13 protein-coding genes are annotated in these 13,827 nt (G+C 56.0%); 3 read left to right on the forward strand and 10 right to left on the reverse strand.

Annotation, left to right across the window (positions count from 1 at the left end; translation table 11 throughout):
• Positions 1 to 30 precede the first annotated feature (30 nt).
• The 6 genes from ACOXYR_RS11720 to ssuD form a co-directional block, all read right to left on the reverse strand.
• The gene (locus ACOXYR_RS11720; protein WP_189623274.1) at positions 31 to 906 is read right to left on the reverse strand and encodes a MetQ/NlpA family ABC transporter substrate-binding protein; all 876 of its coding nucleotides are present in this window, start codon (positions 904 to 906) and stop codon (positions 31 to 33) included.
• A complete protein-coding gene (locus ACOXYR_RS11725) occupies positions 906 to 1,601 on the reverse strand; it encodes a methionine ABC transporter permease (protein WP_108475675.1) in 696 nt (231 codons plus the stop codon). The genes ACOXYR_RS11720 and ACOXYR_RS11725 overlap by 1 nt, the downstream gene beginning before the upstream one ends.
• The gene (locus ACOXYR_RS11730; protein WP_421355203.1) at positions 1,598 to 2,617 is read right to left on the reverse strand and encodes a methionine ABC transporter ATP-binding protein; all 1,020 of its coding nucleotides are present in this window, start codon (positions 2,615 to 2,617) and stop codon (positions 1,598 to 1,600) included. Before ACOXYR_RS11730 ends, ACOXYR_RS11725 begins: the two co-directional genes overlap by 4 nt.
• On the reverse strand, positions 2,614 to 4,020 hold the full coding sequence (locus ACOXYR_RS11735; protein WP_108475677.1) for an LLM class flavin-dependent oxidoreductase: 1,407 nt from the start codon (positions 4,018 to 4,020) through the stop codon (positions 2,614 to 2,616). Before ACOXYR_RS11735 ends, ACOXYR_RS11730 begins: the two co-directional genes overlap by 4 nt.
• A gap of 70 nt (positions 4,021 to 4,090) precedes the next feature.
• The gene (locus ACOXYR_RS11740; protein ID WP_421355204.1) at positions 4,091 to 5,473 is read right to left on the reverse strand and encodes an FAD/NAD(P)-binding protein; all 1,383 of its coding nucleotides are present in this window, start codon (positions 5,471 to 5,473) and stop codon (positions 4,091 to 4,093) included.
• 22 nt (positions 5,474 to 5,495) lie between these two features.
• A complete protein-coding gene (gene ssuD / locus ACOXYR_RS11745; RefSeq protein ID WP_108475679.1) occupies positions 5,496 to 6,668 on the reverse strand; it encodes an FMNH2-dependent alkanesulfonate monooxygenase in 1,173 nt (390 codons plus the stop codon).
• A gap of 274 nt (positions 6,669 to 6,942) precedes the next feature.
• Here ssuD and ACOXYR_RS11750 point away from each other — a divergent pair, with 274 nt between their 5' ends.
• A complete protein-coding gene (locus tag ACOXYR_RS11750; RefSeq protein ID WP_421355205.1) occupies positions 6,943 to 8,865 on the forward strand; it encodes an aliphatic sulfonate ABC transporter substrate-binding protein in 1,923 nt (640 codons plus the stop codon).
• A 6-nt stretch (positions 8,866 to 8,871) separates the two neighbouring features.
• Here ACOXYR_RS11750 and ACOXYR_RS11755 read toward each other — a convergent pair whose 3' ends face one another.
• Both ACOXYR_RS11755 and msrB read right to left on the reverse strand, forming a co-directional pair.
• Positions 8,872 to 9,150, reverse strand: coding sequence for a YeaC family protein (locus tag ACOXYR_RS11755; RefSeq protein ID WP_015964794.1), 279 nt, complete (start codon positions 9,148 to 9,150; stop codon positions 8,872 to 8,874).
• Positions 9,151 to 9,193: 43 nt separating this feature from the next.
• Positions 9,194 to 9,607, reverse strand: a complete 414-nt coding sequence (gene msrB, locus ACOXYR_RS11760; protein WP_189623279.1) for a peptide-methionine (R)-S-oxide reductase MsrB — start codon at positions 9,605 to 9,607, stop codon at positions 9,194 to 9,196.
• 339 nt (positions 9,608 to 9,946) lie between these two features.
• On the opposite strand from msrB, the gene gapA reads away from it, so the two are divergent.
• Complete coding sequence (gene gapA, locus ACOXYR_RS11765) at positions 9,947 to 10,942, forward strand: glyceraldehyde-3-phosphate dehydrogenase (protein ID WP_015964796.1); 996 nt, start codon at positions 9,947 to 9,949, stop codon at positions 10,940 to 10,942.
• Between the two features lie 73 nt (positions 10,943 to 11,015).
• The gene (locus ACOXYR_RS11770) at positions 11,016 to 11,900 is read left to right on the forward strand and encodes a D-hexose-6-phosphate mutarotase (protein WP_421355206.1); all 885 of its coding nucleotides are present in this window, start codon (positions 11,016 to 11,018) and stop codon (positions 11,898 to 11,900) included.
• Between the two features lie 77 nt (positions 11,901 to 11,977).
• Here ACOXYR_RS11770 and ACOXYR_RS11775 read toward each other — a convergent pair whose 3' ends face one another.
• Together ACOXYR_RS11775 and ACOXYR_RS11780 are read right to left on the reverse strand one after the other, a co-directional pair.
• Positions 11,978 to 12,829, reverse strand: coding sequence for an aldo/keto reductase (locus ACOXYR_RS11775; RefSeq protein WP_421355207.1), 852 nt, complete (start codon positions 12,827 to 12,829; stop codon positions 11,978 to 11,980).
• Between the two features lie 143 nt (positions 12,830 to 12,972).
• Positions 12,973 to 13,719 (reverse strand): MipA/OmpV family protein, encoded by a 747-nt coding sequence (locus ACOXYR_RS11780; RefSeq protein WP_108475683.1) that lies wholly within the window; start codon positions 13,717 to 13,719, stop codon positions 12,973 to 12,975.
• Between the last annotated feature and the right edge of the window lie 108 nt (positions 13,720 to 13,827).

The raw sequence follows: 13,827 nt of genomic DNA on the forward strand, positions 1-13,827 counted from the left end.
AAGGCCGGTCGGCTGACCGGCGAAGAATGGTTATTCTGCGGAAACGGGCACCAGCACACCTTTGACTAACGGATCGTCCGTGGTCTTAAGCCAGGTTTGGATCCGGGGGTCAGCAAATGCCTGTTTCAGTTTTTGAATATTCTCCTGGTTGAGATACGGCGTACCTATCACCAGTTGCGATGCAAAGGTTCGTGGCGCGGGCGGGAAAAGAATGCCCTTCTCGCGTGGAATTTTCCCGGCATCAAACTGCGAGACATAGCCAATCGCTGCATCCACCGAGTTCAGCGCACGCGGCATGGTCAGCAAGTCCAGTTCTTTAAACTGATACTGATGCGGGTTTTCAACGATGTTTTTTAGTTTCGCAGTCCGTGGTTCAACCGCCGGGTCGAGTTTAATCAGCCCGATACGCGCCAACAGCCACAGGGCCTGCCCCTGATTTGCGCCGTCGTCCGGCACCACAATCGTTGCGCCTTTCGGCAGCTTATCGATAGACGGATAACGGTCGGAGTAAATCCCAAACGCCCACTGGAAAACCGGCACGGTGGTGCTCAGCGCAAAACCGTTGGCATCGACAACCTGCTTCAGCCACCACTGATGTTGATAAATGGTGCCCGCATAGGTGCCCTCCGCTACCGCGCGATCCGCCTGCACCGGGTCCTGCACGCCTACGGCTTCCAGCGTCAATCCATAGTCTGGCGCGATATGCTCACCGATATATTCAATGATGCGCTGTTCGCCCGCCATCGCCGGTTCATAATGAATTTTCAGCGTGGTGCCAAAGACCACCTGCGCGGGCCCTTGTGTGCGCCACCAGGCGAACGCGGCAATCGCAATGAGTAAAATTGCCAGCGCCACCAGCCACGGCCAGCGCCGGGCTTTACGCAGTTCAAACTGTTCTGTCGTCATCAAATACTCCCCTGTGTGTGTCGAAGCCGGGTAACCAGGCGGTCGCCCAAAAACTGGATAAGCTGAATAGCCACAATCAGCACCACAATGGTGGCAATCATGATGTGGTTGTCGAAACGCTGATAGCCGTACACCACCGCGAGATAACCGATTCCACCCGCCCCGATGGTGCCCGCGATCGCTGAATACTCAATCATCGAGATGATGTTAAGTGTCACCGCCGCCACCAGCGCAGGCAGCGCTTCGCTCAGTTGCGCTTTGGTAATGATTTGCCAGGCGGAGCCGCCGCAAACCAGCCCGACCGCCGTCACATCTGCGGGCAGTTCGCGCAACGCGTTCTCCACCAGTCGCGCGAAGAACGGGATCCCGGCGACAATCATCGGCACCACCGCCGCGGGAATGCCGATAGTGGTTCCCGTCAGCCACCAGGTGAACGGAATGATGGCGGCCATCAGCACCAGAAACGGCAACGATCGCCCGACGTTGGCAATGCTGTTGAGTACACGATGCAGTGCCGGACGTGGAAACAACCCACGCGCAGAGGTATTGAACAGGACAACGCCCCCCACGCCTCCCAACGTCACAACAAACAGCATCACAATAGAGACCATCAGCGCCGTTTCACCCAGGGCGGGAAGTAGCAGCGTGTGAATCTCGCTCCACGGCGTATCCTGACTGACAGTGGTAGGTTTCATACCGCCTCCCTCAACGCTCGCGGTGCGTCCAGAACCTGCGCGACTACGCCGAGATGCGCTAACTGCGCGACCAGGCGAGGAATCGACACCCTTTCATGGGTATAGCTGATGCCTATCTGCATTCTTCCGCTGAGCAAGCCATTAATTTGCTCAACATGACCGCCCAGCACATCAACCCGCAGACCGTGCTGTTGGCTAAGCTGGCTGATCCAATCCGTGCGTACGCTACCGTCCGTGCGATAGCTGACGCGTAATAACACATCAGATGGCGTCGAGGCCGGCGCCAGCGGCATCAGTTGCTGACCGAGGTGGGAATCCGGCTGCGCCAGCAGCGTTTTCAGCGCCCCTGACTGCACAATCTCGCCCTCTCGAATCTCCGCGACCGCATCCGCCGTGGTTCGTACAACGTCCATTTCGTGGGTAATCAACACAATGGCCAGTCGATAGTCGTCGCGTAACTGACGCAGCAGTTTCAGCACCGAATCAGTCGCCTGCGGATCCAACCCGGAAGTGGCTTCGTCCGCCAGCAAAACTGACGGACGTAACGCCAGCGCACGGGCAATGCCGATACGCTGACGCTGGCCGCCGGAAAGCTGCGCCGGATAAGCCTGCGCTTTGTGACTCAGCCCGACGCTTTCAAGCAGTTCACCCACACGGGCATGAATGTCCCTATCGACCACGCCAAGGTATTCCAGCGGCAGGGCAATGTTCTGCCACGCCGTTTTCCGCCCGAGCAACGCCGAGGACTGGAAAACAGTACCAATCGCGCGTCGTTCACGGCGCAGGGCAACGCCTGAGAGCAGCGAGAGATCGTTACCGTTAACCCTGATGCTGCCGCTATCCGGGCGCTCCAGCAGGCTGATGCACTTCGCCAGCGTCGATTTCCCCGCCCCGCTCGGGCCGACCACTGCCGTGATCGAGCCCGCCTGAACCTGCAACGAAATCCCTTTCAAAACCGGCGTCACGTTGCCGCTTGCGCTACGGTAACTCTTTGAAAGATTTTCGATTTCAATCATGCGACTTTTTCTCCTGCCTCTACGGCCTGTCCCGCGTGAATGCGATAGCTCGCGCCAGGGTGTGGCGCCTGCAAACGGGCATCCCCGGCGAACAGTTTTTCGCGCAGAGTGCCGGGGCGATACTCTTTCTTGAAGACACCGCGCTTTTGCAGTTCCGGGATCAACAGTTCCACCACATCGGTAAAGGTTTCGTGAGTCACGGCATAGGCGAGGTTGAAGCCGTCCACGTCGGTCTCTTCCACCCACGATTGCAGTTCATCGGCAACGGTTTGCGCGCTACCGACGATTAACGGGCCGAAGCCGCCAATGCCAACCCACTCCGCCATCGCCTCCACCGTCCATTGACGGTTGGGGTCAGCAGTTGAGAACGCCTCAACCACTGACTGAATGGCGTTAGTCTGCGAGTAAGTGAAGATTTGGTCCGGTTTAAACTGGCCGAAGTCAATTCCTGTCCAGCCGGAGATCAGCGCCAGCGCACCTTCATAACTGACGTAAGATTTGTACTCATTCCATTTCGCCTGCGCGGCTTTGTCCGTTTCGCCGACGATGACCGTTTGCATGTTGAAAATCAGGATGCTGTGCGGGTCGCGCCCGGCTTCAGCGGCGCGGCGACGAATATCCGCCACGGTTTTTTTGAGCAACGCTTTTGACGGCGCGGCCACGAACACGCATTCCGCGTGGCTGGCGGCAAACTGTTTACCCCGGCTGGAGGCTCCCGCCTGATACAGCACCGGCGTGCGCTGTGGCGAAGGCTCGCAAAGGTGAAAACCCGGTACGTCAAAGAATTTGCCGTGGTGGTTAATATTGTGAATTTTGCTCGGATCGCTAAAGATGCGGCGCTCGCGGTCACGCAGGATCGCGCCCTCTTCCCAACTGCCCTCCAGTAGTTTGTACACCACATCGAGATACTCATCGGCGTAGTCGTAGCGTGCGTCGTGATCCGTTTGCGCTTTATGACCGATATTCCGCGCCCCGCTTTCCAGGTAAGAGGTGACGATATTCCAGCCCACGCGGCCTTTAGTCAGATGGTCAAGGGTCGAAAGACGGCGGGCGAACGGGTACGGATGCTCAAACGACAGCGACGCGGTCAGACCAAAACCAAGATGTTCGGTCACCAGCGCCATCGGGGTAATCAGCGCCAGCGGATCGTTCACCGGCACCTGTGCAGCCTGGCGAATCGCTGCCTCCCCGTTACCGTTCAGGACGTCATAAACGCCCAGCACATCGGCGATAAACAGCCCGTCAAACTTACCGCGCTCCAGTAAACGCGCCAGATCGACCCAGTAATCCAGATCTTTATACTGCCAGGAACGATCGCGCGGATGCGCCCACAGCCCCGGCGACTGATGGCCGACACAGTTCATATCAAAAGCATTAAGACGAATTTCACGTTGCGATGGCATAGCACTCTCCTGTCGCGCCAGGGGGAATCTGGCGCTATCTCTTTTCATCGTTTTTTAAAGGGGGAATTTTTTAGATGATGGGACATCGTGCTGACAGCGTCAGCAGGACTTCGCGCGCGACGGCCTGAGCATGATCCGCCACCTGCGGAAGGCCCATCAATTCACCAAAGCGGCCACGGGCGGCAGGCCCGGAAACCAGGAATATCGTTGAAGGTTTACCCTGCGCATCCAGCGTTTGCGAATGGATATCGACGTCGATTCCAAGCCCCAGCGCATCGGGGCGAATCACGCCAGCCCGGCGCAAATCACGTAAAAAGGGCTGGCTTTCAGTGAGCGAAGCGTGCGCGGGGCCGGTGGTTAAAATCAGATAATCGACGGACAGATCCTGCTGCTCATCATTGCGGACAGCCAGTTGCACACGCAGATAATTCTCCTTCGCCGTCACCGTTTTCAGCCTGGCCGCCAGCACAGTGAGCAAGCCCGCCTGCTGTTTCGCGGTAATGGCATCGGCAACCTGTGGCGCAATGCGGTAACGATGCACATCCCAGAAGCGGCGCAGATGACGCAGGAACTGGCGCTGTTCGCGTTCGCTTAACTGTTGCCAGATTGACTGTCCCTGGCTGCGAACCTCATCAAGCACCACCTGCCACGGCAGGCCGTTTTCAGCGGCACGAGCAATATCCTGGCGAATCTGCCGCAGGCGCTGGCGCAGAGAACCGTGAGCATACGCCGCCTGCCATTTTGGCAGCCCGGCCACCGCGTTAGGCCGCGACAGCAAGCCATGGCGCGAGAACGCCAGCAGTTTGCCGCGATGACCTAAACGGGTCAGCGATGCCACAACGTCTGCCATGCTCAGTGCTGTACCGACAATCGCCACATTCGCTTCAGGCGGGATGTTTTCCAGCGCCCCGGTAACCCACGGGTTGGCGACCAAGCGCGGATGTTCGGCAATCGCCCGCACTTCTTTTGGCAAGTCCGGCGGTGGATGGCTGACCGCCAGCACCACACGATCGGCGGTGATCTTACGGCCCTGTGCGGTGATCACCTGATTATCCTGCCAGGCCACGGCCGTATCACGCAGGTGCACCACGCGCCCGGGCTGCTTTTGCGCCTCCGTAACAAACGTCTGGGCGACATAGCGGCCAAACTCGCCGCGCTGCGGGTAGACGCTGCCATCGGGGCGACAGGCATCAGCATCGCGCAGAAAACTCGTCTGCTGGCGATACCAACGGTCAAACGCGCCCTCTTCTTCACCGGAAAGTTGCATCCTCGACGCCGGAACATTGATGCGATGCGCCGGGTCAGCGGCGGAGTATGCCACGCCCAGCCCCGGTTGCTCCCTGGGCTCAATGAGAGTGATACGCACAGGCGCTTGCGCTTCGCGCAGCAGGTGAATTGCCACCGCCGCCCCGCTGAAGCCTCCGCCAATAATCACAATATGAGGTTCACTCATCGCTCGTCTCCCCAAACCTTGTTTAACTGGCGCTGACCTGTTTAGTCGGACGCGCCGCACCGCCGATGGTTTCGCCAAATGGGCCGGTATTCACGTTGCCGGACTGGCTACGCGGACGCGTACTCAGCGGCAGCAGCGGCATGACCAGCTCGGCGAAGCGATGTGCCTCTTCGAGATGCGGGTAGCCGGAGAAAATAAAATTCGTTATCCCTAAAGCCTGGTACTCACGAATGCGTTCTGCCACCTGCTGCGGATTGCCCACCAGCGCGGTGCCAGCACCGCCGCGCACCAGGCCAACGCCCGCCCACAGATTGGGCGAGATAACCAGATTGTCGCGATTGCCTTTGTGTAACGCGCTCATGCGCGCCTGGCCGGTGGAATCCATGCGCGAGAAGATCTGCTGGGCCTGCGCGATGGTGTCATCATCCAGGTGCGCGATCAGTTTGTCGGCGGCAGCCCATGCCTCTTCTTCCGTTTCGCGCACGATCACGTGCAGACGGATGCCGTATTGCAGCTCGCGTCCTTTTGCTTTCGCCCGCGCTTTCACCACTTCCAGCTTCTCCGCCACCTGCGCAGGCGGTTCGCCCCAGGTGAGATAAGCGTCGATATGATCGCCCGCGACGTCAATCGCCGCATCGGATGAACCACCAAAGTACAGCGGCGGGCCATTTTCCTGTACCGGCGGGAACAGCACTTCCGCGCCTTCCACTTTAATGTGCTTGCCTTCGTAATCGACCTTTTCACCCGCCAACAGGCGGCGATAAACGTTGAGAAATTCATCTGTGACTTCATAACGTTCAGTATGATTCAGGAAAATCCCGTCGCCTTTGTTTTCTACCGGATCGCCGCCGGTGACCACGTTAATCAGCAAACGGCCTTCTGACAGGCGATCCAGCGTCGCCGCCATGCGTGCCGCAAGCGTAGGCGGCTGAAGACCAGGACGCACCGCCACCAGATAACGCAGATTACGCGTCTGCGGGGCCAGCGCGGCGGCGACCAGCCAGGAGTCTTCACAGCTTTTACCGGTTGGGATCAGCACACCGTAATAGCCCAGGCTATCGGCGGCCACTGCCACCTGTTGCAGATAAGGCAAATCAACCGGACGCCCGCCCTGGGTAGTGCCCAGATAGCGACCATCACCGTGGGTTGGCAGGAACCAGAAGACATTCAGGTTATTATCGGATTTCGCTGTCATTATCTCTTTCCTTTATAACTATATTCACTATTTATCGAAGCGTTTCTTCAAGATGGTTATAACGGTGCTAGCGAAATTCGTGCCAGAATTTAACAAAAATTAAAACATTAAATATCATGAAGTTAACAGAGATGGCGAGATCGGCATCTCGTTGCAAATGCAACACCGTCCGACCATTCCCTGCTGCAAATGCAACAAACCGGGCCTTCCCCCCTCTGGTGTATTGCTCCGGTAAAAGATAAGTTCGGCATATGAATCATGCGGAGCCCAAATTATGCTGAACGCTTCAACCCCTGTGCTGATTGACCCGGCTTCCAAAGCCTTTCAAAGCCTGCTTGACCGCTTTGCCCCAACCGATGCCACTGTGCTGATCATTGGTGAAACCGGAAGCGGCAAAGAGGTGGTCGCCCGATATCTCCATCACCATAGCCCACGTAGCCACGCGCCCTTTCTGGCGGTGAACTGCGGTGCATTAACCGAGTCGCTGGCAGAAGCGGAACTGTTCGGTCATGAGAAAGGGGCATTTACCGGTGCGATGCAGGCGCAGCCAGGTTGGTTTGAGGCCGCAGAAGGCGGCACGCTGCTGCTGGATGAAATTGGCGAGCTGAGCCTGGCGTTGCAGGTCAAACTGTTGCGCGTGTTGCAGGAGCGCGAGATCACCCGCGTGGGCTCACGCAAGCCCATCAAGGTGAACGTGCGGGTCATTGCGGCCACCCATGTTGACCTTGAACAGGCCATTCGTGAGCGACGGTTCCGGGAAGACCTCTTTTACCGCCTCAACATTGCCGCGGTTAATCTTCCGGCACTGCGCCAGCGCCGCCAGGATATCCCGCTGCTGGCGGAGCATTTTTTACAGCTTTATGCAAAACGCTTAGGCAAACCCTCACGCCGTTTAGCCCCGGAAACCCTGAGCGCGATGATGGAGTATTCATGGCCCGGCAACGTTCGTGAGCTGGAGAATATGCTGCATACGGCCGTATTGCTCAGCCAGGAGGAAGTTATAACGCCTGCGCAACTACGCTTTACTTCCGCACCCGCCAGGATCGATGAGCAAGAAGAAGATGCATTGGCGGCGTTTATGCGCCAGCAATTAACCCTGCACGGCGGGCAGCTGTACGATCGGGTGATGAACGCGATGATTCAAACGGCGATGACCCAAAGCGACAATAATCAGAGCCAGGCCGCCGCACTGCTGGGCATCAGCCGCCACTCGTTGCGCACTCAACTGGCGCATCTCGGGGTGATAAAAAGCCGCCGTAAACCGGAGGCGGTACTGATGAGCACCGCCTCACCTGCCCCTCGCGAGCGTGAGCTGCGTATTGGTTATCAACGTTTCGGGAACCTTGGCGTGCTGAAGGCGCGTCAGACGCTGGAGCGCGAATTTGCCGGGCGCGGTGTGAACGTGTTGTGGAGTGAATTCCCGGCAGGCCCGCAAATGTTGCAGGCGCTGAGTAACAACGATATCGATTTTGGCACCACGGGCGAAGCACCGCCGGTCTTTGCCCAATCACGTGAAAACACGCTGCTTTATGTCGCCTGGGAGCCCCCCGCCCCGCGCAGCGTCGCTATGGTGGTGCCGAATGACAGCGACATTCAGCACATTCATCAGCTACGGGGTAAGCGTATTGCATTGAATAAAGGTTCCAATGTGCACTGGCTGCTGGTGCAGATTCTGGAAGAAGCAGGTTTACGCCTTGAGGATGTAAAAGTGGTGTACGCGCCGCCCAAGTATCCGCTGACGCCCAGCGACTATCTGGCCGCCGATGCGTGGATGATGTGGGATCCGGTGCTCAGTGATGCGGAAAAAAGCGGTCAGCTACGGATTGTCGCCACCGGCGAGGGACGTGTAAACAACCATCAGTTTTACATCGCCCGCCGCCAGTACGCGCAGCACAACAATGACATCATTGCGCAGGTGGTGGATGCGCTCGGCAGAACCGGCAAGTTTATCGACAGGCAGCGTCATGACGCGGCACAACTGCTTTCCAGCGAGCTGGGGCTCGATATCGCCTCGCTGGAGTGTGCGCTGGCCCGTCGCAGTCATCAGACGCGGGAAATGGATCTGAAAGTGATTCGCGCACAACAAACCATCGCCGACCGCTTCTACGCGCTGGGCCTGCTGAGCAAGCCCGTGTCGGTACGTGATGCCATCTGGAATGCGAAAGTGGAACAGGCCGAACCGTGGATTGCGGCCTGATAACACTCAGTGCTGCTTAAAGGTGGCGATAGGCTTCGGTGAGATGCCGAAATCCTCTTTCAGCTGCTGCTTACTTTTCATCACCATCTGCCCGTTGGTGTCGATGGTCATATGCTGGGCGTCGCTGTTGTAGCGCGCCTGCCAGAGCATCACCAGTTGCAGACAGTTCTCTTTTTGTTCTGCGGTCAGGGCCACGCCATCCGGCCATTTTCCCAGTTCCACCGCCGTCATCAAACGCTGATAAACGTCCGGTGTCATATTGTCGATAATTTGCTCAATACTCATGTCCGACTCCGACTGTTAAGGAATAATTTGCTGAATCGTTTTTTCAACCTTTGGTTGTCTCACCTTTCTCGCCATCCGTGAAGCTCAGAGAGGCCGAATTGACGCAAAAACGTTCACCCGTCGGCTGAGGCCCATCGGGGAAGACATGGCCGAGGTGGGCATCGCAATTTCCGCAACGGATTTCAGTACGTTGCATGCCGTGGGAGTAATCATTGAGATAGCGAATCGCCGTGTCGCTCACGGGCTCATAAAAACTTGGCCAGCCGCATCCGGAATCGTACTTACTTTCGGAGTGGAAAAGTGGCGCATCGCACACTAAACAGTGGTAGATCCCGTCACGCTTATTATGCAGCAAACGCCCGGTGAATGGCGGCTCAGTGCCGTGATTCTGCGTAACGTAGAACTGCATTTCGCTTAAATTTTTTTTGAGTTCTTCGGGGGTAGGTTTGTTCGCCATTTTGCTCACATCTCGCTATGAAAAGTACATCTCAACTTCGATTCTAACAAAACATTAACAATGACGTATCGACTTTTGTTCTAAACTTATTCGATACGAAAAGAGTGCCGGATTATTGTGATTCATTTCACATTTTTATCTGCTGTAACCTTTAAAATTCGCCGCGCCGACCCCATGTGGTTACAAGCTCAAAGGGAGAGTGAGGCATTTCAATCGAGCAAAGGTTGTGCTGAGGATTGATTTGTCGCAATGATTGACACGATTCCGCTTGACGCTGCGTAAGGTTTTTGTAATTTTACAGGCAACCTTTTATTCACTAACAAATAGCTGGTGGAATATATGACTATCAAAGTAGGTATCAACGGTTTTGGCCGTATCGGTCGCATTGTTTTCCGTGCTGCTCAGAAACGTTCTGACATCGAGATCGTTGCAATCAACGACCTGTTAGACGCTGATTACATGGCATACATGCTGAAATATGACTCCACTCACGGCCGTTTCGACGGTACCGTTGAAGTGAAAGACGGTCATCTGATCGTTAACGGTAAAAAAATCCGTGTTACCGCTGAACGTGATCCGGCTAACCTGAAATGGGACGAAGTTGGTGTTGACGTAGTTGCTGAAGCTACCGGTATCTTCCTGACTGACGAAACCGCTCGTAAGCACATCACTGCTGGCGCGAAAAAAGTTGTTCTGACTGGCCCGTCCAAAGACAACACTCCGATGTTTGTTAAAGGCGCTAACTTTGACAAATACGAAGGTCAGGACATCGTTTCTAACGCATCCTGCACCACCAACTGCCTGGCACCGCTGGCAAAAGTTATCAACGACAACTTCGGCATCATCGAAGGTCTGATGACGACTGTTCACGCGACCACCGCAACTCAGAAAACCGTTGATGGCCCGTCTCACAAAGACTGGCGTGGCGGCCGCGGCGCAGCTCAGAACATCATCCCGTCCTCTACCGGTGCTGCTAAAGCAGTAGGTAAAGTACTGCCAGAACTGAATGGCAAACTGACTGGTATGGCGTTCCGCGTTCCTACTCCGAACGTATCCGTTGTTGACCTGACCGTTCGTCTGGAAAAAGCTGCTTCTTACGAAGAAATTAAGAAAGCAATCAAAGCTGCTTCCGAAGGCCCGATGAAAGGCGTTCTGGGTTACACCGAAGATGACGTGGTATCTACCGATTTCAACGGCGAAGTTTGCACTTCCGTGTTCGATGCTAAAGCAGGTATCGCACTGAACGACAACTTCGTGAAACTGGTATCCTGGTACGACAACGAAACCGGTTACTCCAACAAAGTTCTGGACCTGATTGCTCACATCTCCAAATAAGTTGAGATGAAACAGTAATCTGAAAGAGCGACTTCGGTCGCTCTTTTTTTTGTTTGAAAAGAAGGATTGCGTAATGATTAATAAAATTTTTGCACTTCCGGTAATCGAACAACTTACCCCTGTGCTCTCCCGTCGTCAGCTTGATGAGCTGGAAATTATCGTTGTTGATCACCCGGCGGTTAAGGCCTCCGTTGCGCTTCAGGGCGCTCATCTGCTGTCGTGGAAACCGGCGGGAGAAGCGGATGTGCTGTGGCTCAGCAACAATACTCCGTTTAAAACCGGTGTTGCGCTGCGCGGCGGCGTGCCAATTTGCTGGCCGTGGTTTGGCCCGGCAGCCCAAAAGGGTCTGCCTTCTCACGGTTTTGCCCGCAACCTGCCGTGGGCGCTGAAGGCGCACAACGAAGATGACAACGGCGTGGTGCTGACCTTTGAACTGCAGAGCAGCGAGGCTTCTCGCCAGTACTGGTCACACGACTTCACCCTGCTCGCTCGTTTCAAACTGGGTAAAACCTGCGAAATCGAACTGGAAGCACACGGTGATTTCGACACCACCAGCGCGCTACACACCTATTTCAACGTGGGCGATATCCACGCGGTGAAAGTGAGTGGCCTTGGCGACCGCTATATCGATAAAGTGAACGATGCCAAAGAAGGCATGTTGAGCGACGGCGTACAAACCTTCCCGGATCGTACCGACCGCGTTTATCTGAATCCGGAATCATGCAGCGTGATCCACGATGCGGCGCTGAACCGCAGCATTAACGTGATTCACCACCATAATCCGGACGTGGTGGGCTGGAACCCTGGCCCGGCGCTGTCTGTCAGCATGGGCGATATGCCAGACGATGGCTATAAAACCTTCGTGTGTGTAGAAACCGCATGCGCCAGCAAAACGCAAAAAGCGACGGCGGATAAACCATCTCGTTTGAGCCAGACCATCAAGGTTGTGAAAGGCTAAGTGGTTAGCCCGCACTTTTGTGCGGGCTGCCTGCCGGATGCGCTGCGCTTATCCGGCCTACAATGACCGCATTATTTTCAAACGACATCCAACGCCGTTTTATGCCCCGGGGCCGGAAACGCGCGGTTCAGCAATGCCTGTTCTTCCTCGCTTAACATCAGCGCCAGTGCCGCCGCATTCTCTTCCACATGTTTCACTGTTGCCGCTTTCGGAATGGCCATGATGCCCTGCTGACGAATTACCCATGCAAGCAGCACCTGCGCGACTGTAACCTGATGCGCATCCGCAATGGCTTTCACTGTCGGGTTGGCAAACAATCCACTGCGTAAACGCCCGGCCTGCGCCAGCGGACAGTATGCCATTACCGGCATTGATTGCTGCTGACACCAGGGAAGGAGATCGTATTCGATTCCCCGTGAGGCCAGATGATAGAGCACCTGATTCGCTGCGCAGGCCTTACCCCCTTTCACCTGCCACAATTCCTGCATATCGGCGTAATCGAGGTTCGACACGCCCCAGTGACGGATTTTTCCCTGCGCCACCAGCGTTTCCATTGCCGTTACAGTGTCCTGCAACGAATAGTTCCCCCGCCAGTGCAGGAGATAAAGATCAAGATAATCGGTACCTAATCGCCGCAGGCTGGCTTCGCAGGCGGCGGCCATATTGCTGCCCCCGGCATTCCACGGGTACACCTTCGACACCACAAATACGCGGTCGCGGATCCCGCGAATTGCGTCGCCCACCACCTCTTCCGCGCCGCCTTCCGCGTACATCTCTGCCGTATCAATTAATGTTAACCCGCAATCAACGCCCGCCCGCAGCGCCATGACTTCTTCACGCCGCGCGCTGGCATTCTCGCCCATATACCACGTCCCCTGGCCAATCGCCGGTAACCGTTGCCCGGCGACTAAAACCGTTCTTTCTGCCATGACATCCTCCTTTTGTTATCTCTTACCCTAAAGGAAAAGCGCGTGCCATTAGGTTGGTCAATTGCCTGAATTATGACGCCAGTTTCCGGGGAAAAGCCAAAAAAAAGCCCGCCAGTGGCGGGCTTGATACAGCGTTGCTGTCATCAGAAGGTGTAAGTGACACCGGTTGAGAGCAGGCCGGTCCAGCTTTTGTCTACCATCGGGCTGTCGGTAATTTCATCAGACAGGCGGGTGTAACGGGCAGTACCGTATACGCTCCAGTTGCCGAGGAAGCGATAGTTCGCGCTCAGCTCCAGATACGGGTTCCAGCCGCCATCAGCTTTGTAGTCACGCAGGCCGCTTTTACGCGATTCTTTGTGCGATACGCCGTAGTAGTAGTCGTTCATGTTGTCGCTGTTCCACTCGACACCGATACCTGGCGTCAGCGTCAGGTTGCCGTTGGTGTAGCGATAGATCCAGCCCAAATCCCAAATCAGGCCGTTGCTTTTGTCCAGCGTATCGCCGGAAAGCGTGGTGCGCAGAGAACCGTACTGGGTGTGGTGGAACCAGGAGACCCCGGCCATCATCGTCGAGTGACGGCTGTCAAGGCGGCGCAGTTTATGGCTGTCGCTGTCGCTCGGTTTGAAATACATCGGCAGCCAGTACGCGGTCAGGGAAAGCTGATCGGTACCGTCGTTCCACAGGTAGTAACCACCGCCCAGGCCGCGGAACCAGAAGTTCTCACTTTCATAGGTCAGTACCGGCACCGGCACAACATCGTTGCCGTACTGTTTATAGGGATGTTGAATGACACCAACGCCTGCCCCCAGGGTCAGTTTGCTTTCAGCCTGCACGGCAGTTGCAGAAGTAGCCAGCAGTACGCCCAGCGTCAGAAGTTTGATTTTATTCACAATCCTTTATTCCTTTTTCAACTTATCAGCGGCGGAAGTTTACCCGTCAGGTCCGCTTATCACAAATTATTTACCTGAAATGGCACAATTTGACTCGATATTCTCTCG

Source organism: Pseudocitrobacter faecalis, from assembly GCF_965231525.1.
GTDB classification, from domain to species: Bacteria; Pseudomonadota; Gammaproteobacteria; order Enterobacterales; family Enterobacteriaceae; genus Pseudocitrobacter; species Pseudocitrobacter faecalis.